Annotated in this window: 23 protein-coding genes and 1 riboswitch; of the genes, 1 reads left to right on the plus strand and 22 read right to left on the minus strand. The window is 44.7% G+C overall.

The features are described 5' to 3' along the window. Positions 1-236: 236 nt before the first annotated feature. The 11 genes from EIZ39_RS07695 to spoIIR all read right to left on the minus strand — a co-directional run bounded on the left by EIZ39_RS07695 (position 237) and on the right by spoIIR (position 10,296). The gene (locus EIZ39_RS07695) at positions 237-1,490 is read right to left on the minus strand and encodes a serine hydroxymethyltransferase (protein WP_129199183.1); all 1,254 of its coding nucleotides are present in this window, start codon (positions 1,488-1,490) and stop codon (positions 237-239) included. Positions 1,491-1,518: 28 nt separating this feature from the next. Beyond that, the gene (locus tag EIZ39_RS07700; RefSeq protein WP_129199185.1) at positions 1,519-2,091 is read right to left on the minus strand and encodes a TIGR01440 family protein; all 573 of its coding nucleotides are present in this window, start codon (positions 2,089-2,091) and stop codon (positions 1,519-1,521) included. Next, positions 2,084-2,533 carry a ribose 5-phosphate isomerase B gene (gene rpiB / locus EIZ39_RS07705; RefSeq protein WP_129199187.1) on the minus strand — a complete coding sequence of 150 codons (450 nt, stop codon included), beginning with the start codon at positions 2,531-2,533 and terminating at the stop codon, positions 2,084-2,086. The genes EIZ39_RS07700 and rpiB overlap by 8 nt, the downstream gene beginning before the upstream one ends. 111 nt (positions 2,534-2,644) lie before the next feature. Next, positions 2,645-3,928, minus strand: a complete 1,284-nt coding sequence (locus EIZ39_RS07710; protein WP_129199189.1) for a methyl-accepting chemotaxis protein — start codon at positions 3,926-3,928, stop codon at positions 2,645-2,647. 70 nt (positions 3,929-3,998) lie between these two features. Continuing rightward, a complete protein-coding gene (locus EIZ39_RS07715) occupies positions 3,999-4,448 on the minus strand; it encodes a low molecular weight protein arginine phosphatase (protein ID WP_129199191.1) in 450 nt (149 codons plus the stop codon). A gap of 7 nt (positions 4,449-4,455) precedes the next feature. Further along, positions 4,456-5,184: a ZIP family metal transporter gene (locus EIZ39_RS07720; RefSeq protein ID WP_129199193.1), complete on the minus strand. Its 729-nt coding sequence runs from the start codon at positions 5,182-5,184 to the stop codon at positions 4,456-4,458. 13 nt (positions 5,185-5,197) lie between these two features. Then, positions 5,198-5,761, minus strand: coding sequence for a manganese efflux pump MntP (locus EIZ39_RS07725; RefSeq protein ID WP_129199195.1), 564 nt, complete (start codon positions 5,759-5,761; stop codon positions 5,198-5,200). 67 nt (positions 5,762-5,828) lie between these two features. Next, positions 5,829-6,905, minus strand: a complete 1,077-nt coding sequence (locus tag EIZ39_RS07730) for an L-threonylcarbamoyladenylate synthase (RefSeq protein ID WP_129199813.1) — start codon at positions 6,903-6,905, stop codon at positions 5,829-5,831. Positions 6,906-7,009: 104 nt separating this feature from the next. Continuing rightward, positions 7,010-7,474: a GNAT family N-acetyltransferase gene (locus EIZ39_RS07735; protein WP_129199197.1), complete on the minus strand. Its 465-nt coding sequence runs from the start codon at positions 7,472-7,474 to the stop codon at positions 7,010-7,012. 72 nt (positions 7,475-7,546) lie between these two features. Next, positions 7,547-9,382 (minus strand): bifunctional homocysteine S-methyltransferase/methylenetetrahydrofolate reductase, encoded by a 1,836-nt coding sequence (locus EIZ39_RS07740; protein WP_129199199.1) that lies wholly within the window; start codon positions 9,380-9,382, stop codon positions 7,547-7,549. 111 nt (positions 9,383-9,493) lie between these two features. After that, positions 9,494-9,614: riboswitch (SAM riboswitch) on the minus strand. An 82-nt stretch (positions 9,615-9,696) separates the two neighbouring features. Continuing rightward, a complete protein-coding gene (gene spoIIR / locus EIZ39_RS07745) occupies positions 9,697-10,296 on the minus strand; it encodes a stage II sporulation protein R (protein ID WP_129199201.1) in 600 nt (199 codons plus the stop codon). Positions 10,297-10,469: 173 nt separating this feature from the next. On the opposite strand from spoIIR, the gene EIZ39_RS07750 reads away from it, so the two are divergent. Next, positions 10,470-12,185, plus strand: coding sequence for a putative bifunctional diguanylate cyclase/phosphodiesterase (locus EIZ39_RS07750; protein WP_164984966.1), 1,716 nt, complete (start codon positions 10,470-10,472; stop codon positions 12,183-12,185). Here the strand turns inward: EIZ39_RS07750 and prmC are convergent. From prmC to fba, 11 genes are all read right to left on the minus strand, one after another. Beyond that, positions 12,180-13,040, minus strand: a complete 861-nt coding sequence (gene prmC / locus EIZ39_RS07755; RefSeq protein WP_129199205.1) for a peptide chain release factor N(5)-glutamine methyltransferase — start codon at positions 13,038-13,040, stop codon at positions 12,180-12,182. The genes EIZ39_RS07750 and prmC overlap by 6 nt on opposite strands. Before the next feature lie 2 nt (positions 13,041-13,042). Beyond that, the gene (gene prfA / locus EIZ39_RS07760; protein ID WP_129199207.1) at positions 13,043-14,116 is read right to left on the minus strand and encodes a peptide chain release factor 1; all 1,074 of its coding nucleotides are present in this window, start codon (positions 14,114-14,116) and stop codon (positions 13,043-13,045) included. Positions 14,117-14,522: 406 nt separating this feature from the next. Beyond that, on the minus strand, positions 14,523-14,966 hold the full coding sequence (locus EIZ39_RS07765) for a hypothetical protein (RefSeq protein ID WP_129199208.1): 444 nt from the start codon (positions 14,964-14,966) through the stop codon (positions 14,523-14,525). Between the two features lie 193 nt (positions 14,967-15,159). Then, positions 15,160-15,732 (minus strand): thymidine kinase, encoded by a 573-nt coding sequence (locus EIZ39_RS07770; protein WP_129199209.1) that lies wholly within the window; start codon positions 15,730-15,732, stop codon positions 15,160-15,162. 67 nt (positions 15,733-15,799) lie between these two features. Continuing rightward, complete coding sequence (gene rpmE / locus EIZ39_RS07775) at positions 15,800-15,997, minus strand: 50S ribosomal protein L31 (RefSeq protein WP_129199211.1); 198 nt, start codon at positions 15,995-15,997, stop codon at positions 15,800-15,802. Positions 15,998-16,096: 99 nt separating this feature from the next. Then, positions 16,097-17,356 carry a radical SAM family protein gene (locus tag EIZ39_RS07780; RefSeq protein ID WP_129199213.1) on the minus strand — a complete coding sequence of 420 codons (1,260 nt, stop codon included), beginning with the start codon at positions 17,354-17,356 and terminating at the stop codon, positions 16,097-16,099. A 24-nt stretch (positions 17,357-17,380) separates the two neighbouring features. After that, positions 17,381-18,661, minus strand: coding sequence for a transcription termination factor Rho (rho, locus tag EIZ39_RS07785; protein WP_129199814.1), 1,281 nt, complete (start codon positions 18,659-18,661; stop codon positions 17,381-17,383). A gap of 152 nt (positions 18,662-18,813) precedes the next feature. Beyond that, positions 18,814-19,785: a class II fructose-bisphosphatase gene (gene glpX / locus EIZ39_RS07790; protein WP_129199214.1), complete on the minus strand. Its 972-nt coding sequence runs from the start codon at positions 19,783-19,785 to the stop codon at positions 18,814-18,816. A 107-nt stretch (positions 19,786-19,892) separates the two neighbouring features. Beyond that, entirely contained in the window at positions 19,893-21,161 is a 1,269-nt protein-coding gene (locus tag EIZ39_RS07795) for a UDP-N-acetylglucosamine 1-carboxyvinyltransferase (RefSeq protein WP_129199216.1), read from the minus strand. A 215-nt stretch (positions 21,162-21,376) separates the two neighbouring features. Continuing rightward, positions 21,377-22,021: a fructose-6-phosphate aldolase gene (fsa, locus tag EIZ39_RS07800; RefSeq protein WP_129199218.1), complete on the minus strand. Its 645-nt coding sequence runs from the start codon at positions 22,019-22,021 to the stop codon at positions 21,377-21,379. Positions 22,022-22,041: 20 nt separating this feature from the next. Beyond that, on the minus strand, positions 22,042-22,905 hold the full coding sequence (fba, locus tag EIZ39_RS07805) for a class II fructose-1,6-bisphosphate aldolase (RefSeq protein ID WP_129199220.1): 864 nt from the start codon (positions 22,903-22,905) through the stop codon (positions 22,042-22,044). Positions 22,906-22,920: the final 15 nt, after the last annotated feature.

A 22,920-nucleotide genomic window follows, 5' to 3' on the forward strand; every position in this document is an offset into this window, starting at 1 on the left:
GTGTCCAATCCTGTTAGGGGGCTTTAGAGGTTATTCCTCATAAAACCACTTCCCTGAGCCCTTTTTCATGATATAACGGTAAAAACTCCGCTTATTTCCCCTCTATTTGACTCGATCCCAAGAATAACGGAAAAATCTCCTGCTATCCGCCTCTGCGCCGATCACCAACACCTACCACCAAACCAATACACAACACAAAAAAAACCAAGCCTTAGAGCAAGGCTTGGTTCCACAAATTAAATTAACTTCATATCTGCATAGAGAGGGAACTTCTCACACAGTCCCGCTACTCTTGCACGAGCTTCTTCTTTCTTCGCTTCGTCTTGAGGATTCTTCAACGTCAAGGCGATGATAGCCGCTACTTCCTTCATGGATTCAACATCAAAGCCACGGGAGGTAACCGCAGGAGTACCGATACGAACGCCACTTGTTACAAATGGACTAGCTGGGTCAAACGGAATCGTATTCTTGTTGGTTGTTACGCCTACTTCGTCAAGTAGATGCTCGGCTTCTTTACCCGTTAGGTTGAGGTTGCGAACATCGATTAGTACGAGGTGATTATCTGTTCCGTTAGATACGATCTTGATTCCTTCTTCTTTCAATGATTCAGCTAATTGATTCGCATTAGCCACTACATTCGCACTGTACTCTTTGAACTCAGGCTTAAGCGCTTCTCCAAAAGCAACCGCCTTCGCTGCAATCACATGCATCAATGGACCGCCCTGAACGCCAGGGAACATGGACTTATCAATCGCCTTAGCAAACTCTTCCTTACACAAGATCATACCGCCACGAGGTCCACGAAGCGTCTTATGAGTAGTTGTGGTTACAAAGTGTGCATGAGGGACAGGGTTTGGATGATGGCCTGTCGCAACTAATCCAGCAATGTGAGCCATATCTACCATAAAGTAAGCTCCAACTTCATCTGCGATTTCGCGCATTTTTACAAAATCAATCACACGAGGATAAGCACTCGCTCCCGCTACGATTAACTTTGGCTTGTGCTCTAATGCCTTCGCACGCACATCTTCATAATCGATAACATTCGTATCTGGAGTTACACCGTAATCTACGAAATTATAAAGGGTACCAGAGAAGTTAACTGGACTTCCATGGGTTAAGTGTCCACCGTGAGACAAATTCATACCTAGAACGGTGTCCCCTGGCTTAAGGATGGAGAAATAAACTCCCATATTTGCTTGTGCACCGGAATGAGGCTGAACGTTGGCATGCTCCGCACCGAATAATTGCTTTGCACGATCACGGGCTAATTCTTCTACGATATCCACATACTCACAACCACCATAATAACGACGACCTGGGTATCCTTCCGCATATTTGTTGGTCATCACAGTACCCAATGCTTCTAATACCGCTTCACTTACAAAATTCTCGGATGCAATAAGTTCAATCTTGTTTCTCTGTCTGCCTAACTCCTGATTAATAGCTTCTGCCACTTGTGGATCTTGCTTAGTTAAATATTGAAACATGACTTTCCCTCCGATTTCTATATTTATATTAAGTACAGCTTAGGTTTTGCGGCTTCTCCGGATAAACCGCTCGAGTTCCCCCAATTAACTTCGGGCGAGTATACGCCATCGTGACATGCGCATTCCCAATCTGGCGGATGGATGGTCGTAAAGGAACAGCCACGGATCTTAAGTGCATCCCGATAAACGTATCCCCGATATCAATGCCCGCATGGGCTTGTATCGATTCGACCACGGCAGGATGAGCGAGCTGTTGGAAGGCATGGGCTGCCATAGATCCTCCTGCCTTCGGCACAGGAACAACTGTCACTTCATCAAGGCGGAAGAGGTCCGCTGTTTCCTGCTCGACTACAAGTGCACGATTCAAGTGCTCACAGCATTGAAAAGCTAGGTGGAACGAAAACTTGGACTGATATTCCTTCAACACACGAAAGATCGTCTCAGCCGCCTGTTCGCTTCCGGACGTCCCAATTCGCTCTCCCATTACTTCGCTCGTGCTTGTTCCAATCACGAGAATCTGCCTAGAGCCCATAGGATAAGCAGCTAGGAGTTCCTCTATGACTGTTCGAACCTGCCGTTCTAATTCCGGTTGATTAGACATGCTCTTTAGCCTCGATATCTGCAATCTTATCTAGGCGCTGACTATGCCGTCCTCCGGTAAATTCCGTCTCAAGCCAAATCTTCACAATCTCTTGCGCTACACCTGGGCCAATAACGCGAGCCCCCATAGCCAACACGTTTGAATCATTATGTTCACGAGTAGCCTTAGCAGAGAACAAATCATGAACTAAAGCGCATCGAATGCCCTTAATCTTATTGGCTGCGATCGACATTCCAATTCCTGTTCCGCAAATTAAGATCCCTCGGTCACATTCGCCCCCAGCAACCTTGTCAGCAACAGGTAATGCGTAATCCGGATAATCTACGGACTGCTCACAATCGCACCCCACATCCACTACTTCCATGTTCATAGATTGAAGTAGCTTCTTGATTTCCTCTTTCAACTGAAAGCCGCCATGATCTGCACCTAGTGCGATTTTCAAAGCTATCTCCTCCGTTTTCAACATTTCATCCCTATTATACCCTATTATTCAAAAACCATATAGTCTTTTTTCTTAATATTAAACATAAAATTTATATATAATGTTCGTATTTTAGATAGTGAACCTACGAATGTGCTCTTGCAACTTTTCAGACTGACCACGCAGAACCTGACCTGCTGCTGAGATCTCCTCCATAAAGGCGGTCTGATCCTGAGCCGCCACCGCCACGGATTGTGCCCCTTCAGAAGTCTCTTCCGCAATCCTCGCCATTTCTCTTGCTTCTTCTAGGGCTTGCTTCATATTGGCCGTCTGATTCCCAACCATATGGACAATTTGATTTACAGCTTCCACAACACCATGAACAGATACAGAGATATCGCCGAGGGCCCTGCTGGTTTCTTCTCCTCGCTTAGATTCAAGTGTCGCCAACTTGACTTGCTCATTAATTTGCTTAACAGCCAAACCTACTTCCTGCTGAATCTCATGAATCAACTGATCAATCGCTTGTACCGCCTTTTTGCTTTCATCCGCTAATTTACGAACTTCTCCGGCTACAACCGCAAATCCACGGCCGTGTTCCCCTGCTCTAGCAGCTTCAATAGATGCATTCAGTGCCAGAAGATTCGTCTGCTCAGCCATTGTACCGACGAGCTTAGAGATATCACCGATCTGTTTCGCCTGCTCATCCAGTTTTCGTACAACCTCAATAGAAGATTCACTTTCCTTCGCCAAGTGGTGAAGCCCTTCAATCAGGGTTCCAGCTACCTTAGAACTCTTTTCAATTGTATGTACCATCTTCGAGGATAAATCTCTTGTTTGGTCAGCACTCTCATTGACTTGTTCAATCATATGATTAAGCTGCTCAAAGGAAACAGCCATGTGAGAGGTTGCCGCTGATTGCATCTGCGCCCCTTGAGCAATATCATCTATCGTCATTCCAATCTGCTCGGCTTGCAAAGCAGCCGAATGAGAAGCATGCGTCAATTCTTGTACATGTTCTCCCGTCTGACGAAAATTCTCTTCAATATCCTTCACCATCGCCTGTAAATTGCCTAACATCCGTTCAAATGCCAAGGCTAAAGAGCGAAGCTCATCTTTACCGCGTGGGATCTCTACCTTCACTCGAAGATCTCCTGTCGATACCATTTCTGCGGTCTTTTCTAATTGAACAATTGGCTTGGTCAACATACGAGCTGCTATCCAACCGAAGAAGGAAGACCACAACACTCCTTTAATAAGGACAACTGCCTGAAACATCCCAGGTGACATATACGTAAGAAAGAACCCCTCCAAAAACGTAAGGAAAAAAAAGCTTGTCCCATATGTAACTGCAGATAAAACAGCAATCCCAAGGACTATTTTTTTCTGTAAACCAAACCGAATCTTATTGCCCATGAAAAAGACTCCCCCATAAAAAATCGTTCTTAAATGTTAACTAATTCGTCCTTATCCGGGCAAAACCCTGCTACATTTTGTCGATTTTATCTTTAAGTTTCTCTAAGGCAGCATCCAACTCCGTCTCCGTTCTACGATAGACATCCAATGAACCGCCAAAAGGATCCATGATATCCATATCTCCGAGACCACCTATGTACTCTTTTAACGTGTAAAGCTTTCCTTGTGCTTCTGGAAATTGTCCTGCCACCACCTGTTTATGACTCATCGTCATCGTTAAAATGAGGTCGGCCCATGACACTAATTCAGACGTTACAGGCTGAGACGCATGTTGCGATTCTATTCCTCGAGCCCGTAAAATAGTGGAAGTATGGACAGAAGCTGGTGTCCCTGCATAAGCGGCAACACCAGCTGATTGCACCTCAACTTTTAGCCCTTCACGCTCTACCAGTTTTCTCATTAACCCCTCTGCCATCGGACTACGACAAGTATTCCCAGTACAAACAAACAACAGATTCATCGTTTTTTCACCTCAAAGCATGGATTATGTAAACCAACACTACACTGGCCGCCATCCCCCATAACGCGAACAACCGGTTATATCTAAGGGATGCTGGTCCAATTTCTTTCCAAACTATAAATCCCATCGCCCCAGCTGCAAAGGCGGTTCCCGCCGCCACCAGAAAAGGTGACCCGACAAAGAACTTTTGACCCAGCCAAGCTCCAAGAGGAATGCATAAACTTAATATGAAAGAGAGAAGCAATACCCATCTTTTCTTGACTCCAGCCATTGCAAGCGGAATCGCCATCCCAATTCCTTCGGGAATATTATGAATCGCAATGGATAAGGCTAGCAACACCCCGAGATGATTGTGCGTCTCGAACCCTGCGCCAATAGCGATCCCCTCAGGAATATTATGAAGCCCAATGGCTATAGCTATTAACATCCCAACACGATAGGATTCCGGCTTTTTGGGCTTAAGACTAACCCCATGACGAACTAGGTTTTCCAAGAATCCATAGATCCCTAGCATCATCGCTAACCCTAGCCCGAGACCAATTCCCACAGCCTGATAAGGCCCTTGCATGAAGGCTGTTGGAAGCAAATCAATAAGTACAATTAATACCATGATGCCCGATGATAAGCCTAAGTAGAAGGCAAGGATCTTCTTGCTTGGCTGACCAAACAACAGCGCGAGCGCAGCTCCAAACAGCGTGGTAAGTCCTGTGAGTGAACTTAGGATTAATAGCTCCATTATCTTCCACCTCCTAAAGCATAAACTTTATGCCAAAAGCAAAGATAATGACTCCGCCTAGCGCTTCGCCAAAACCACCTAACCGATGACCAACATGCTTGCCCAAGAGAAGCCCGCAACAAGTCATCGCCATTCCGATGATCCCGAATATAAGTACGGCTAAGATAATATCCGTCTTGAATAAACCAAATGATAATCCAACAGAAAGGGCATCAACACTCACGCTAAGAGCAAACAAAAGAAGTCCGAACCCCTCGGTCTTATAATTGGTTCGCTCTCCTTCAACCTGAAATATAGACCCCCAGATCATATTTGCACCTAAGAAACAAAGAATCAGCCCCCCAATAAAGGTGGCCACATCCCCGACTACAGAGGATAAAAACTTACCGCTTCCGATTCCAATGAGTGGCATAATGACATGAAACAAACCAATCAATAAGCTAACCTTAGCAATAGTTCGCAACCGAATTCTCAGCATTCCCATTCCTATTCCTAAGGAGAATGCATCCATTCCAAGTGCTATCCCGATCATGAGGATGGTATAAAATTGCCCCCATTGGATGATGTCCCATTCCATTCGATCCCCTCCAGCATATCCCTTGTCTCCTCAAGAATATGCGGACAGGTTAGGAAAGATGCTTACCCTAGTCCACTTCCGCGCGATAAATCCGATGTCCCGCCGCCTTGTTTAACCGATTCATGATAGCCAAGCCCACTCCCTTGGACGGAAATGATTCGGCAAGAATATAATCAATCCTTTGTTGATCAAAGGAGCGCAAAGCATCATAGAGAGAACGCGCCACCGTCGCCAAGTCTTCACGAGCACCACAGATGACCACTACATCAGCTTCCGCGTAGTTATGCTTTGTTTCCTCCGTGGCTAATACCCCCACTCGGCGTCCAGACTCCTTAGCTTGTCCAATTAAGGAACGAATCGTCTCTTGCTGCTTTTCTAAGGTTTCTTCTTGAATAATCCACATTTCCCCTTGAGGGGCATAATGCTGATATTTCATTCCAGGAGATCTTGGCTTATCTTCTTCTTCCATTAATCCTGGATCAAGAAGAACCAGACCTACTACGGATTCAAGTTGCTCTTTGGTTACTCCCCCAGGGCGCAAGATCATAGGTGGGTCCATCGTTACATCGAGTACCGTTGATTCCACCCCAACTCCTGTTGGACCACCATCCACAATCCCTGCAATACGTCCTTCAAGGTCCTCCTGTACATGCTCTGCTGTTGTCGGACTCGGACGCCCTGAGCGATTCGCGCTCGGTGCAGCTATAGGTACCCCAGCCTTCTCAATGAGAGCTAAGGCTATCGGATGATCCGGCATCCGAATACCAACCGTATCGAGCCCCGCCGTCACTTCTGGAGCAATCCCCTCTTTTCGAGGCAGAATAAAGGTGAGAGGACCTGGCCAAAAAGCATCCATGAGCTTTTCAGCTTTCTCAGGTAACGCTAAAACAAGGTTATCCAGATCCTTCCTGTGGGCAATGTGGATAATTAGCGGGTTGTCGCTTGGCCTCCCCTTAGCTTCGAAAATCTTACAAACGGCGCTAGATGACAAGGCATTCGCCCCTAGACCGTAGACTGTCTCCGTAGGAAAAGCAACAACCTCGTTTAAGGCTAATAGCTTCGCTGGTTCCTCAAGTTGTGGATAAAGCCGTTCATTTCCCACAGAGTTATCCACACACCATTTTTTTGTCTGATAATGAATCATGTTCGCTTCCATTCCTTTTTCTAAGACTTTCCCGTTATAAAGTGGGGCTAAAACAAACAACTTATCAACAGTTTGTGGATAAGTTGTGAATAAGTGCATTCGTTTTACGCTTCAATCTGGGCCTTTGCTGGTCTCTTATACACCATAGCCGTGGATAAACTGGGTGTATACTGTTGAAAGTGTGTGGATGACTTCACTTCTCCGGGGATATCTTCCCAATCGATTTCTGTAAACCCACACAACTGAAAAAAAGACGACGAACGTGTAAGTAAATAAACTTCTAGCAGCCCCTTTTTTCCTGCCAGGGATAGAAGAACCCGCAACAACTCCCATCCTACTGATTCATTAAAGAAAGCCGGTTCAACGGCTAGGGAGCGCAGTAGTCCATATTGGTCCCCAAGAACTTCTAGACCCGCCGTCCCTACTACACGCTGACTGTTTGAATCTTCCACTACCAGAAAATGATCTAGATGATCCTCAATTCCTTCTACATTTAGTTTACCCTTTTTCAACAGTTCTACCATTTGCTCTACATCATTCTTTCTAGCTACCCGCATGACAAGACTCATAAACAAAAGCACCCCTCTTCTCTATCATTTCTATCATAGATATGAAGAAGTTTGATAGAGTATGCTAAAGAATCAGCTATTTTTCACATACTTCGTAAGTTCAGCAGTCATTTCATAGCGCATGAAAGGAGTGATGAGATAGATTCCGTTAAAATATTGACGAGCCGTATCAATGAGCTCTAGGGCAATTTCAACCCCCTGTTTTTTTGCATCTTCCCCTTCATATCGGGCCATCCGTGCACGTACATCATCCGATAGCCTTATTCCAGGCACTTCGTTATGGAGAAATTCAGCATTGCGATGACTCGTCAGCGGCATAATCCCTATAAAAATAGGAACCTTCACATGGCGGGTCGCTTCCGCCACCTGAAAGATCTGTTCATGATCATACAGGGGCTGGCTCATCACATAGTCGGCTCCCGCATCGACCTTCTTCTCCAAGCGTTCTACCGCTTTATGCAAGTGTCGTGTGTTTGGGTTAAAAGCCGCTGCAACGGTAAAGGCCGCTCTCTTCTTTAATGTCCGTCCCGAGAAACCTACTCCTTCATTTAATTGCTTCGTCATGCGAATAAGCTCAAAGGAAGTCATATCATAAACCGAAGAAGCACCAGGAAGATCGCCGTAGCGGGTAGGATCTCCTGTGATTGCCAAGACGTGATCAATTCCTAGCGCATATAAACCCATAAGGTGAGATTGCTGTCCAATCGAATTCCGGTCACGGCATGTAATATGAACCAACGGGCGAATGCCCACTTTCTCCTTAACTAATGCTCCTAAGGCCATATTACTCATTCTTGTCATGGCTAAGGAATTGTCCGCCATTGTAATGGCATCCGCTCCCGCTTCCTTCAAGGATGCGGCCCCTTCCAAGAAAGGTTGAAAATCAAGATCTCGGGGCGGGTCAAGCTCAACGATAACGGTAGGCTGTTCCTTCACAAGCTCAGGAATGGTTTTTTCTTGAAAAACTTCAGAAGAAATGATGACCTTCGGCTCGTTGGTAATCTCTTTTACTGCTGATTCTTTCTTATAAATCGGGGTTCTGCCCTTCAGCCGTGATGCCACGGCCTTAATATGTTCTGGTGTCGTTCCGCAGCATCCCCCTATGATTCTGGCTCCTAACTGATGCAGTTTCTCAGCAGAGTCAGCAAAATATTCAGCTGAAGAAGGATACAAGAACTGTCCATCCACATATTCAGGCAGCCCTGCATTCGGATACACAGACAGCTGTAATCCCTCTTTTACAGGTAAAGACTCTAGAGAACGAATAATATTGGCTGGACCGTTATAGCAATTCAAGCCCACAATATCAGCACCGGCATCCACTAGACGGCCAAAAGCGGATTCCAATGAATAGCCATCCTGTGTTCTTTGGATATCTTGAATCGTAAGCTGACAGATGATAGGCAGCGAGCTAAAGCGTCGAGCTACAGATAGAGCGATGATCGCTTCATCGACGAAACAGAACGTCTCAAGTAATAGACCATCTACTCCTGCTTCCACTAAACTCTTAATTTGCTCAGCATAAACCTCCTTAAGTTCTTCTGACGGGATATTTCTTCTTCTCCCACCTAGGATCCCTCCTACGGAACCGACTACAAAAGCCAAGTCTCCTGCAGCCTCTCTAGCCAGCCCAACTCCAGCCCGATTTAATTCCTCCACCTGGTCCTCTAAGCCATATTTAGATAGCTTTTCTCGATTCGCTCCATAGGTATTCGTTTCAATCAACTCTGATCCGGCCAGCACATATTGCAAATGAATATCTCGGACCACATCAGGACGAGTCACATTCAGCTCTTCCCCACAAGTACCTACTGGTATGCCGTATCGATGCAACAGCGTCCCCATCGCTCCGTCCGCAATTAATACTCGATTCTGCAGCAACTCCCGCAACCCTGACTTTTCTCTCATGCTCTCACTCCCCTGCCTTTCACCCAAGTCTTATCTCAACATAAAAAAACCTTCTGCAGCTTATAAGCCAGAAGGTTCTCCGAATCAGTCAACTTAAACTTCTTGAGCCCCTTCTTATCTCCCAGGAAACGAATGTACCTGCAGGAATTAGCACCCTGTCTTAAGGCGTCGTACACCTTAACGGGTTGCCGGGTTTCATCGGGCCAGTCCCTCCACCTGCTCCAAATAAGAAAAGTGTTAGATTTGTTGCATACTTAAGAATTTATATTAACGTAATCATACGTGATGCCGTTCTGATTTGTCAACGGATTTACTTAGGAAAAGAGACTCTTATACAGCTTTTGAAATACCTCTAATACAAAGAACTTCACTTGAATCTTCGGTCCTTCGCCATCCTCGCCATTCTCTTCTTCCTTCTTCACCGCATCCCCTGTGTCTATGTCTACAAAGCATAGTGGAGGGAATAAGACGCACCACCAATTTTGACCCATACCTTGTCCAACTGTCACGCGAAGAGCCTCATATTCTCCGGCAGGATAAACGTACTGTCCATACATTTTGGTTGGGAAAGGCACCTTTCCTAACTCTACTTGACTATTATAAGAGAAGCCGTTGTTGGTAATCGTTTTCTCTACAATTTCTTGAAGTTGTGGCAGCTCTTCTTCCATTTTTTCACGAGCTTCTTCCACCGTGTCTAGGCTATCTACTTTACTCGTAAGATAAAGATTGATTTCATCACGTATTTCTTGCTTTAACCACTGATCCTGAGGTGAGTCGCTATTGGCGATCACTCGCAATCGGATCGACTCTTGTGGAATAGGTTCTTCTTTTACTAGAGTTGCTATAGAACGCTGTTCTTCCCAGCTCATAGTCAATATGATAAATGCAAATAAAATTAAGCTTGTCTTTTTCATTTTTCTGTTTCCCCTCTCTTTTCTTTCTCCTTAGCCATCAGTCTAGCCAGAAAAGAAAGGGTTTAAACATTATTAATTATTTTCTGAATAAATTTGTTTATCTGTGCTCTGTAAAGTATGATATCATATCGATAGGCTAACTTATGAATCACACAAAGGAAAGAGGCCTTACTATGAACCTTATGTTCCCTGGTCGCCCTCACTTGAGTTGGGCCATCCCCATCCTTTATTTCCTCCCTATCATCAATCATATTTCGCTCAGTCCAACCTACAAAATTTTTTGGCTGTTGCATCTTATCCCGGCCATGTTCCTCACTTTTTATTATGGGTTACGTGGCGGACTCATCGGTGCAAGCCTCTCCCTCGTCCTCTGTTCCCTAACGGAGTTTCTTTATTACAACTTGGGTGTAGCCTATACATACGAAAACATTTATTCTCTAATTGTCTATAACTCCGTTAACTTTATGATTTCTATTGGAATGGGCTTTCTAACCGATCGACTAAAAAAACAACAACAAGAAATTAAGAATATCAATCAGGTATTACTAGAGAGTAACCAAAGACTAAAACAGAATGAAGAAAAAATCCGCCATTTAGCTTACTACGACTCTTTAACAGGGCTGCCTAACCGACATTATTTTCAAGAACAATTAAAAGAGAAATTAGATGCTATTGACGAACAGGTAGATCAACAGATTGCTGTCATGATAGTCGACTTAGACCGTTTCAAAGTCATTAACGACACTCTAGGTCACGAATTCGGAGACCTGCTTCTTCGGCAAGTTGCTCACCGATTAACCAGCAGTCTTGGGAACGATGAGATTATATGTCGTCAGGGCGGCGATGAGTTCTTTATCCTTTTGGGAGATACTTCTGCTGAAGAAACAAAATTGAGAGCGGAACATATACTGTGGAGCATTTCCTTTCCTTATATGATTAATGATCACGAACTTTACGTCACACCTAGTATCGGAATTAGCTTTTACCCCCAAGACGGTACAAGCTCTGATGAGTTGCTTAAGCATGCTGATTCTGCCCTGTATAGAGCCAAAGAATTAGGAAAAAACCGTTATCACTTCTTTACGGAAGACATGGATGGACAGAACAGTAAAAGATTACAGTTGGAGAGCGGATTAAGAAGAGCCTTAGATAAAAAAGAATTCAAAGTATATTATCAACCGAAGGTAGATATTCGCACGGGTGAATGGATCGCTACAGAGGCCCTATTGCGTTGGAATCATACGAAATTAGGTGCGATTCCCCCCGATCAATTTATTCCACTTGCTGAAGAGACTGGGTTAATCGTACCCATAGGCGAGTGGGTCATAAGAGAGGCTTGCAAGCAAAATAAGAAATGGCAGGATGAAGGATATGGCCCCCTTACCGTGTGTGTGAATATATCAACCCGTCAGTTTCTTCAGGATCGCCTCTTACGTGTCATTGAGTCAGCATTAGAAGAGTCTGGACTCCCTCCACAATATCTAAACTTAGAAATCACCGAATCTGTAGCTATGACGGATGTGGACCGTTGTATCGAGAAGTTAAACCAATTAAGAAGTTTGGGTGTCAGGCTATCGTTAGATGATTTTGGGACAGGGTTCTCTTCCCTAAGCTATCTAAAAAGATTTCCCATTGATATACTTAAAATTGACCAATCGTTTATACAAGATATGTTGAGGGACACACAAGACGCTGCTATTGTTCGTACAATTATTAATGTGGCACTCAACCTTAACTTGATCGTTACAGCAGAAGGAGTCGAAACAAGCGATCATCTTGAGTTCCTCGCTAATGAGGGCTGCCAGGAAGCCCAGGGATATTACTTTAGCCGACCGCTTCCAGCCTATGAGTTAGAAGAGAAATTGCCAAAGAAGCCTGTCAGTCTATGACTGCAGGCTTCTCTTTCCTTCTCCGATCACGATTCTTTGGATCCCAGCTAAGTCTTTAATGATCTCAGTTCTGGCGATCATACCACTTTCCTGTAATAGCTTTTCTACTTCTTGCGCTTGTCCCATCCCTACCTCGAACGCGACCAAGCCTTCCCATCGCAATACCCCTGAAAGGCCATCACATATTCTACGATAAAAGTCTAGACCGTCCATTCCGCCATCCAGGGCTCGCATCGGTTCATGATCTTTAACCTGAACATCAAGCTCTAGGACATCCTGTGTGGGAATATAGGGTGGATTCGATACCAAGATATCCACAGGCTCTGGTAATGGACTTAACAGATCTCCCTTAAGAAAGGAAATTCGATCAACTACTCCATGTACTTCACTGTTCTTTCTGGCCGTATCCAGTGATTCCTGCGCAATATCCACAGCGTACATTTTCCATGTTGAGTGAACAGCTAAGGTTACCGCAATGGCCCCACTGCCTGTTCCAATATCAGCAACCGAAAGACGAGCTTGTGGATTACGTCTTCTCAGCACTTCTTCCACTAGAATTTCCGTCTCAGGACGCGGAATGAGAACAGAGGGATTAACCTTAAAGGTCAGCCCATAAAACTCCTGTTCCCCCGTAAGATATTGGATGGGAGTTCCTTGAACTCTTATCTTTACCAAACTCTCGACCTCAGCCCACTGACGTTCAGTAATGGTCTCCTCCATGCCAAGAAAGAATTGTGTACGATCCCAGTTCAGAACGTGACGAATCATAATTTCGGCTAAAAAGCGGTTGTCCTCTAATGACTCCATAAACGAAGAAGCCCTTCTCAGGGCTTCTCTAACTGTCATACTGTTCATGATTATAGACCTTCTGCGTTTTGCATCAATTCTGCTTGTTCTTCTACAACTAGAGCATTAATAATCTCATCTAGCTCACCGTTCAAGATATAATCAAGCTTATGCAACGTTAATCCAATGCGATGATCTGTAACTCGGCTCTGCGGGAAATTGTACGTACGAATACGTTCACTTCGGTCTCCCGTTCCCACTTTGCTCTTACGAATTTCACCGTATTCCGCTGCCTTCTTCTGCTGCTCTAGATCATACAAGCGTGCTCTTAGAACGCGAAGCGCTTTATCCTTATTGGAGTGCTGTGACTTCTCATCCTGACAGCTAACCATGATCCCTGTTGGAACATGCAATACACGGACGGCAGACTTCGTCGTATTAACACTCTGTCCACCCGCTCCACTAGAACAGAAGGTATCAATTCGAATGTCTTTATCGTGAATCTCAACTTCAAGATCTTCTACTTCTGGAAGCACAGCGACTGTGGCAGTCGACGTATGAATCCGTCCACCAGATTCGGTAGTAGGAATACGCTGTACACGGTGTGCACCGCTCTCGAACTTCAGCTTGCTATAAGCTCCTTTACCCTTCACGGCAAAAATAACTTCCTTAAAACCACCTAGATCATTATAGCTTGCTTCCATAATCTCGGTCTTGAATCCTGCTTTTTCTGCGAAACGAGTATACATACGGTAAAGGTCACCAGCAAATAGTGCTGCTTCATCTCCACCTGCCGCTCCACGAATCTCGACGATCACGTTCTTATCATCATTCGGATCCTTCGGCAACAATAAGACATGGATCTGCTGCTCAAGCTCTTCCTTGCGCTCAGTCAATTCATCAATTTCCATCTTGACCATCTCGCGCATCTCATCATCGAGCTTCTCATCAAGCATGGCTTTCGCATCTTTCAACTGGGCAGTTACAGATTTATATTCACGGTAGGTTTGAACCGTCTCTTCCATGTCCGATTGTTCTTTTGAATAATCTCGAAGCTTAGACGGATCGTTCATTATATCGGGATCACATAGTAACTCGGTTAATTTCTCGTAACGTTCTTCTACTGCTTCCAAACGATCAAACACAGCAGTTCACCTCTAACTTATTTTCACTTAGAACATTATAATTATAATGATTATTATGTAGCATGTCAAAGGAATGTGTAAATCTATACGCCTAAAATTGAAAAAGCGGGGCCATCCCCGACTTTGTACAAATTATCTCATTGGTTGTTACTTTGACTTGGGCTCAACGGACATATGATATCTTATTTTATCTAAAACACCTTCAACGGAGCTTTTATCGGACATGGAGTTCCTTATTCCCTTAATAATGGTGACACCAAGCTGTATTTTAAAGAAATAACGCATCTCCTGTCCGTTTTAACTGCAATTCAATCGATTTTGGCCCTGATAACGCACCCGATGTCCGCTAACCACTGAGGATGACTAAAAGGAAATCAGATAATGAAATAACCCGGAATAATCCGGGCTATCTCACGTCCACATCTATTCGATATCGAGGCATTTTGAACTGTACACGTTGATAAACAGTGGCTTTTACAGCTGCAACATCCACTCCCTCTTCTAAGTCGAGGTTAACGTGAGCGGTTCCACCATTAAGATTAACCCTTGCATCCTCTACCCCTTGTACCATAGATGCAATCTCAGCCATAATCTGAGCATCGGCATCTAAGTTGTACAAGTCATTAGTTCCAGTAACTAAATTGGGATTCAAATCAGCTGGAACAAAGTCGTTCTTAAACCCTTTGTCATCATCATAAAATCCCGAAGGGTTATGGTAAGCATTATTAGGAGTATAATTCGCTACTCCAAACTTGCGGTTTTGATCCGGGCCAGCGGCAGGAGAACAAGCAGCAGAAACCAACATCACCAGGCAGAGCATAAAGGCATAATATAGAGTTTTACGTTGCAAGAGTGACACCTCCCTCGTTTCTTAGGGTATCCTTAAGTCCGATGGTTCTCTCTGCAAACTTTTTTCCACTAACCTCTGTCCCCAATTCATATCTTATCCACAGCTCCATGGCGATACCTGCCACATAAGATTCGTCAAAATTAAAAACAGCCCAATTCCCACCTAATGGGGAATGAGCTGTTTATCTGCGGCTTTAAGTTTGTGGCGGGTGATAATAATGCTTTCTACATACACTGCTGTACGTCTCTTCTCCGCCGATCTCAATGGTCTCCCCTGAGTATACGGGTTGGCCTTCTTTATACTTCAAAATATGTGTTGCCTTCTTATTGCAATAGACACACACGGTTTTAATTTCTTCAATTTTATCCGCTTCACAAAGAATCGCACGGGAGCCTTCGAATAATTGATTTTTAAAATCCTTCAACAATCCGTACACAATTACCGGGATATTTAACTTATCCACAATGTGAGTAAGTTGAACGACATGAGCAGCACTTAGAAATTGACCCTCGTCGACCAACACACAATGCGGAAGCTCCTGTTGACTACTCGTTATTGCATATAGGTCAGTATCTTCATGAATCGCGATGGCCACTCGACTAATCCCAACTCTTGAAGCGACTTTTCCTACTCCATAACGATCATCAATCGCTGGAGTAAAAACCAAGACACGCTTCCCGGACTGCTCATAGTTGTGTGCAACGGTTAACAGCTGAATGGACTTCGAAGCATTCATTGCACCATAACGAAAATACAATTGAGCCATACAGATGTCTCCTTGAGTACAAAATAAAGCGGGCAGGAAACCCTGCCCGCTTGCTCTCGGTATGGAATTAGATACCGTATTTTTTCTTAAACTTGTCCACACGTCCGCCTGCATCTACAAACTTCTGCTTACCTGTATAGAAAGGATGGCACTCAGAGCAGATTTCAACGCGAAGGTTTTCTTTTACAGATCCTGTTTCGAACTCGTTTCCACAAGCGCAAGTAACCTTAGTCACTTTATAATTAGGATGGATTGCTGGTTTCATTCTTTTCACCTCTTTCCGCCCTGATCCTATCTGTAGACCAGAGTACAAATTAAACACAATTGTCATTATAACATGGGAAAATTCCCTTTTCAACTGGCATTATCTCCTACGGAGAGGAAAATCTTTCGGAGGGATATGCGTATACGAACCAATTACCACATCAGGAAGCTCTTCTTGATAAATTTCAATCGCTTGCTTCATTCCGAAGATTTCTCCTTGAGGTTTTGGGATCATCTCTAGATAGCTGTCTGGGTCAATATTCAGATTCCTTAACTGGATCAACCGAACTCCAGAACGTCGAATGAATTCAATCATCGCTTCCATCTCTTCCTCTCGGTCAAACACTCCCGGGAAGCAAAGATAGTTAATGGACGTATAGACCCCTTTATCTGCACAGTATCGAAGAGACTTCTCTACATTCAGCAGATTATACCCACGCGGTTTATAGTACGCATTGTAATGCTCATCTATCGCACTAATCGTACTAACACGGATCAAATCTAAACCCGAATCTACAATCGCTTTGATATGATCGGTTAAACCAGCATTTGTATTCATATTAATATAGCCTATGGATGTCTCCGCACGGACCCTTCGAATGGCTTCCGTAATAAGAGCCGCTTGGGTAGAAGGCTCCCCTTCGCAACCTTGACCAAAGCTAATAATGCTCTCAGGCGTCTTCAGGTGATGCTTCATGACCTCCACTAGCTCTTCAATCGTCGGCTTAAAATTCATTCGGGTTTGTGGAGCTACAAAACCGGATTCCTCAGGCTGTTCAGAAATACAGCCATAACAACCGGCATTACAGGAATAGGAAACAGGTATTCCCCCTTCCCATCGATTGAGGAAGGTATTCGACGCCGTTAAGCATTCATATTCCAATGCACAGTTCGATAGGTGCTTCATGACGCGATTGTCTGGATATTCATCCAGCATCTCGCCTACCTTCACCTTTACTTCCTCATAAGAACAATGGGCCGGATTCCACTTGTAATGCTCATCACTCTGACGAGCAGCAACGTAAAATCCGTCATCCTTCCACACGACTGCCGTGTAACCGAAGAGAGGAAACTTATAGTCTCGATCGGTCTTCATATATCCAGGCAGCATAAGTCGGGTAAATCCCTGAGGCAGAAGCGCGCCGACTGCTGTTGCCTCTTCTAGAGCTGTCATCTCACCCGTATCCGGATCCATTCCAATCGGTCTGGTATTCGGCAGGCTGACTAAGGTAGCCCCCTCTGGCAGGGCAATAAGCTCTTCCTCTAAGATTTCCAACAGACTCTCCCCACTCCTAGCCACAGCTAGCAGGTCAGGATGGTCGTAGACTTGTCCGTTTTTATCGGCATACACAAGATTCATGCAAAATACTCCTTTTGGCTTCTGCTATGCTGTCGTGGAAGCAGTTCGACTGGAACGTCCTTGCGGCTGGAACTTCTCGATCGCTTCCAAGAACTCTAGGTTGGTTTTGGTTTCGCCAATTTTTCTTAAGAACATATCGGTAAATTCCGGATGCTCGGACATCGTCTTGCGCATGGTCCAGATCTTTTCCAATTCGAACTTAGATAACAATAACTCCTCACGGCGAGTTCCCGAACGTCGGATATCAATAGCAGGATAAATTCGCCGTTCTGCCAATTTACGGTCAAGATGCAGCTCCATATTTCCTGTACCTTTGAACTCTTCGTAAATCACGTCATCCATCCGCGAACCTGTCTCAACAAGAGCCGTCGCTAGGATGGTCAAGCTTCCGCCTTCTTCAATGTTACGAGCGGATCCAAAGAAACGCTTAGGACGGTGGAAAGCAGCAGGATCAATCCCCCCAGAAAGCGTACGACCACTTGGTGGGATAACTAGATTGTAGGCCCGTGCGAGACGTGTGATACTATCCATAAGAATAACGACATCTTTCTTATGCTCAACCAAGCGCTGGGCACGTTCCAAAACAAGCTCTGCTACTTTAATGTGGTTTTCAGGAAGTTCATCAAAGGTAGAAGCCACCACTTCCGCTTTCACGGATCGTTGCATATCGGTTACTTCCTCTGGACGTTCATCAATTAATAAGACGAACAATTCAATATCTGGATGATTTTCTGCGATACTATTCGCAATTTCCTTTAACAAAACCGTCTTCCCTGCTTTAGGCGGCGCTACAATAAGACCGCGCTGTCCTAGACCGACAGGAGCTAAAAGATCGATAACTCTTGAAGATAAACGATCAGGTGAGGTTTCCAATACAAGCTTCTTTTGGGGATAGAGAGGTGTTAGGGCAGGAAAATGAAGCCGTTCCGAAGCGATTTCGGGATCTTCACCATTGACAGCCTCTACATGCAATAAGCCGAAATAGCGTTCGTTTTCTTTCGGGGGTCTAACTTTACCGGAAACCTTGTCCCCAGTACGCAGATCAAACCTGCGGATCTGTGAAGCAGATATATAAATATCCTCTGCGCTTGGCAAATAGTTGATCGGTCGAAGGAAACCGTATCCGTCTGCCAGGATTTCCAATACCCCTTCCATAAACATAAAGCCGCTTTTTTCTGCTTGAGCCCGCAGAATCGCAAAAATCAGTTCTTTCTTTTTCATGGTCCCATAATACGATATCTGGAATTGCTTAGCTAGCTTGTACAAATCCGTTAATTTCTTCTCTTCTAATTCCGCTAAATGCATGTCCATATGCTAGAATTAACACCAACTTTCAGTTCCAATTTCATGATATATCCTATGTCTATAAGATCTATTATAGCCAACTAGGGATAGAATCGAAAAGTCCATAAACTATCCAACCATTATCCCCAGCTTCCTATCATTTTATTACATCACTAGACATTTTTCATAACAAGATTAGGCTTAAGCTCTAAACGATGCTGCCCTTCAACGAAACGGATCGTTCCCGTTTTCGCTCTCATCACAACGGAATGAGTCGTTGCTCTGTTTCCACTAAAGCGAACGCCGCGAAGGAATTCCCCATCTGTAACCCCGGTAGCAGCAAAGATGGCGTCATCACCTTTTACTAAATCTTCCATACGAAGAACCTGGTGAGGATCCACTAATCCCATTCGCTTGCATCGCTCGATCTCTTCTTCGTTCTGCGGAAGCAGACGACCTTGAATTTCTCCACCGAGACACTTCAAAGCAACAGCTGAAATTACGCCTTCTGGTGCACCGCCGGCCCCAAATAGAATATCCACACCTGTGTCCTGGAATGCCGTACTAATAGCCGCTGAAACATCGCCATCGGAGATCAACTTAATACGAACTCCAGCATCGCGAACCTCTTGAATAATCTTCTCATGACGAGGGCGATCTAAGATAATCGCTGTTAACTCACGAAGATCTTTCCCTTTACATTTGGCTACCGCCTCAAGGTTTTCACGGACTGTACGATCGATGTCAATCGCTCCTACACACTCTGGACCAACAGCAATCTTATCCATATACATATCTGGAGCATGCAGCAGATTTCCCTTATCTGCAACAGCAAGGACACTCATGGCGTTCCATAATCCCTTAGCTACAATGTTGGTACCTTCTAATGGATCTACAGCTACGTCAACAGAAGGTCCGAGACCAAGTCCGAGTTTTTCCCCGATATAAAGCATCGGAGCCTCATCCATCTCTCCTTCTCCAATCACGACCGTACCCACCATCGGTACAGAGTTAAACTCCGCACGCATAGCTGTCGTAGCGGCATCATCTGCTTCATCCTTTTTTCCAAAACCCATCCAACGCGCAGAGGCTAAGGCAGCCGCTTCTGTTACGCGCACTAATTCTAGTGATAAACTCCGTTCCATCTCCATCATCCTCTCTTATCTATCCTGTCGACCCTTACGGAATTAAGGATAACACATTAAACACTTTTCCGTTAAATATGATAGCACTTTTGAAGAAAATATGCCTATTATTCTTCCGTGCTTTCCTTCTGTTCACGCCAAATTTCTGCACCTAAGAACCGCAGCTTCTCTTCTAAAATATCATACCCTCGGTCAATGTGCTCGACTCCAGTAATTTCGGTGACTCCCTCAGCTGCAAGTGCTGCGACGATAAGGGCTGCTCCAGCTCTCAAGTCAGCCGCCTTTACGGTTGCCCCCTGCAATTGCTTCACGCCCTCGATGATAGCGGAACGTCCTTCTACCTTAATCTGCGCTCCCATACGAACTAACTCATCCACATGACGGAAGCGTGCAGTATAGATATTATCGGTTACCATGCTTGTCCCTTGTGCAAGGGTAAGCAACGCTGTCATAGGTTGCTGCAGATCAGTAGCAAAGCCCGGATAAGCTCCTGTTTTCACATCAATAGAACGATAAAATTTCTCTCCAATGACCCGAATAGACTCATCCTGTTCAATCACTTTTACACCCATCTCTTCTAGCTTCGCAGAGATTCCTTCAAGATGACGGGGGATCACCTGATCAATCACAACATCCCCTTGCGTTGCAGCAGCAGCAATCATATAAGTACCGGCTTCAATACGATCAGGAATAATCGAATGACGACATCCGCTGAGCTCTGACTTACCCGTAATTCGAATAACGTCCGTACCCGCCCCTTTAATCGAGGCACCCATAGATGACAGCAAGGTTGCTACATCAATGATCTCCGGCTCTTTAGCCGCGTTCTCAATAATGGTTGTGCCTTTTGCCCTTGAAGCAGCCAACATAATATTAATGGTTGCTCCTACACTGATAACATCAAGATAGATCTTATTTCCGATGAGCTCCTCAGCCACTAAGGAAAGCGCTCCATCACGAGATTCAATTTTTGTCCCCAGTGCTTCAAAACCTTTAATATGCTGATCAATTGGACGTGGACCTAAGTTACATCCTCCAGGCAGCCCAATGAATGCTTCGCCGAAACGTCCTAATAAAGCACCCATTAAATAATAGGAGGCTCTAAGCTTTTTTACTTTCCCGTTTGGAAGAGGCTTAGGTGCGATTCCGGTTGGATCCACATAAAGAGAATGGCCATCTAGCTCGACCTTAGCCCCTAGTTCTTTTAAGATCTCGATATAGATTTGTACATCATTAATTTTTGGAAGATTATCAATAATCGTCGGAGATTCAGCCAAGATGGTTGCAGGAATCAATGCGACGGCACTGTTTTTGGCTCCACTGATTGAAACTTTCCCCTTAAGCGGTATTCCGCCTTTAATGCACAGTTTCTCCATAATTGCCTCCCGCTCGGTTCTCTTCTCTGTTGTCTCTTTTTTGTGATCTTTTTGATTTGACAATAATTAGGTGAGGTTAAGGGATTGAGGTTGGAGTCTAGGAAACTTCTCTAATACAGGCTGACAGGAGGAAAAGCACCTTATATAAGGTGCTTTTTTTCTACTGTCGAAATTTATAGCTTGTTTGAGGTGCCCCATGGGCTCCAATTAACTTCTTATTTTTTTGCATTCTCCCAATCAGCCAAGAATTTTTCAATCCCTTGATCTGTTAAAGGATGCTTCAGCATCTGCTCAAACACCTTATGCGGGATAGTTGCGATATGAGCTCCCATTTTCGCTGCTTCTGTGACATGAATAGGATGACGAATACTCGCTGAGATAATCTCCGTCTCCAAACCATGAGCATTGAAAATGTCAACAATATCGGAGATCAGCAATAGCCCATCCTGACCGATATCATCTAGGCGCCCCAAGAACGGTGAAACATAAGTCGCACCAGCTCGAGCAGCCAGTAAGGCTTGATTAGCGGAAAAGACAAGCGTCACATTCGTCTTAATTTGTTTGCTTGCGAAATGCTTAACAGCCTTAAGACCTTCTGCTGTCATCGGAACCTTAATGACAATGTTCTTCGATAAAGAAGCCAGCTTTTCCCCTTCTTCAATCATGCCCTCTGCTTCTGTACTAATCACTTCAGCACTAATTGGGCCATCTACGATTTCAATGATCTCCTTGAGGTTCTCAATGAAATCCCGCCCTTCCTTAGCCACAAGAGAAGGATTGGTCGTAACTCCAGCCAGTACTCCCCAACTATTCACTTCACGGATTTCATTAACATTCGCCGTATCGATGAAAAATTTCATTGCGTTCCTCCTGGTTTGGTTTACGCTTGATTGCTGCTTCCGAATTCGCGCATCTTCGCTTTTACCGTTTCCTTAATCGTTTCGCGAGCAGGACCTAAGTATTTGCGTGGATCATACTCATTTGGCTTCTCAGCTAGAACCTTACGAACCGTTGCGGCAGATGCCATTTGGTTCTCGGTGTTTACATTGATTTTAGCTGTCCCTAAGGAAATCGCACGCCCAATATCCTTTGTTGGAATACCTGTTCCTCCGTGTAAAACTAAAGGTACACCTGTAAGCTTTTGGATCTCTTCCATACGGTCAAATCCTAGATTTGGCTCACCCTTGTAAGGTCCGTGAACAGATCCCAGAGCCGGAGCAAAGCAATCTACGCCTGTTTCGCGGACTAACTGATCACATTCAGCAGGTACCGCATAAGCAGCTTCCGCGTCATCAACAATCAAGTCGTCCTCTTGTCCACCAATGCGTCCTAATTCAGCTTCTACGGAAATTCCTAAGGTATGAGCAACATCTACAACCTTCTTCGTTAAGGCAATGTTCTCTTCAAGCGGATGATGGGATCCATCAATCATAACGGATGTAAATCCAGCGTACATCGCTTCAACGCATTTTTCGAAAGATGAACCGTGATCTAAGTGAATCGCTACGGGTACATTCACCTGGTACTCTTCCATAAGAGCCTTCACCATAGCGACAACCGTCTTGAATCCACCCATATAACGAGCAGCACCTTCACTGACTCCAAGGATTACTGGAGAGTTCTCTTCTTTCGCTGCTTGAAGAATGGCTTGGGTAAACTCTAGGTTATTCAAGTTAAACTGCCCTACAGCATACTTTCCTTCTACAGCTTTGTTCAGCATTTCTCTCATCGACACTAACGGCATGATCGATCCTCCTAA

Source organism: Ammoniphilus sp. CFH 90114, assembly GCF_004123195.1.
Lineage (GTDB): Bacteria > Bacillota > Bacilli > Aneurinibacillales > RAOX-1 > YIM-78166.

Coding starts and splice junctions, on each gene's coding strand:
- glpX (WP_129199214.1), bottom strand. CDS start 19,785: ATGGAACGGAGTTTATCACTAGAATTAGTGCGCGTAACAGAAGCGGCT.
- fba (WP_129199220.1), bottom strand. CDS start 22,905: ATGCCGTTAGTGTCGATGAGAGAAATGCTGAACAAAGCTGTAGAAGGA.
- EIZ39_RS07795 (WP_129199216.1), bottom strand. CDS start 21,161: ATGGAGAAACTGTGCATTAAAGGCGGAATACCGCTTAAGGGGAAAGTT.
- EIZ39_RS07770 (WP_129199209.1), bottom strand. CDS start 15,732: ATGGCTCAATTGTATTTTCGTTATGGTGCAATGAATGCTTCGAAGTCC.
- prmC (WP_129199205.1), bottom strand. CDS start 13,040: ATGAACAGTATGACAGTTAGAGAAGCCCTGAGAAGGGCTTCTTCGTTT.
- spoIIR (WP_129199201.1), bottom strand. CDS start 10,296: ATGAAAAAGACAAGCTTAATTTTATTTGCATTTATCATATTGACTATG.
- EIZ39_RS07740 (WP_129199199.1), bottom strand. CDS start 9,382: ATGAGAGAAAAGTCAGGGTTGCGGGAGTTGCTGCAGAATCGAGTATTA.
- EIZ39_RS07780 (WP_129199213.1), bottom strand. CDS start 17,356: ATGAATCTTGTGTATGCCGATAAAAACGGACAAGTCTACGACCATCCT.
- EIZ39_RS07750 (WP_164984966.1), top strand. CDS start 10,470: ATGAACCTTATGTTCCCTGGTCGCCCTCACTTGAGTTGGGCCATCCCC.
- EIZ39_RS07730 (WP_129199813.1), bottom strand. CDS start 6,905: ATGATTCATTATCAGACAAAAAAATGGTGTGTGGATAACTCTGTGGGA.
- EIZ39_RS07700 (WP_129199185.1), bottom strand. CDS start 2,091: ATGTCTAATCAACCGGAATTAGAACGGCAGGTTCGAACAGTCATAGAG.
- EIZ39_RS07735 (WP_129199197.1), bottom strand. CDS start 7,474: ATGAGTCTTGTCATGCGGGTAGCTAGAAAGAATGATGTAGAGCAAATG.
- fsa (WP_129199218.1), bottom strand. CDS start 22,021: ATGAAATTTTTCATCGATACGGCGAATGTTAATGAAATCCGTGAAGTG.
- EIZ39_RS07710 (WP_129199189.1), bottom strand. CDS start 3,928: ATGGGCAATAAGATTCGGTTTGGTTTACAGAAAAAAATAGTCCTTGGG.
- EIZ39_RS07720 (WP_129199193.1), bottom strand. CDS start 5,184: ATGGAGCTATTAATCCTAAGTTCACTCACAGGACTTACCACGCTGTTT.
- EIZ39_RS07695 (WP_129199183.1), bottom strand. CDS start 1,490: ATGTTTCAATATTTAACTAAGCAAGATCCACAAGTGGCAGAAGCTATT.
- EIZ39_RS07725 (WP_129199195.1), bottom strand. CDS start 5,761: ATGGAATGGGACATCATCCAATGGGGGCAATTTTATACCATCCTCATG.
- EIZ39_RS07715 (WP_129199191.1), bottom strand. CDS start 4,448: ATGAATCTGTTGTTTGTTTGTACTGGGAATACTTGTCGTAGTCCGATG.
- rpmE (WP_129199211.1), bottom strand. CDS start 15,997: ATGAAACCAGCAATCCATCCTAATTATAAAGTGACTAAGGTTACTTGC.
- rho (WP_129199814.1), bottom strand. CDS start 18,661: ATGCATTTAGCGGAATTAGAAGAGAAGAAATTAACGGATTTGTACAAG.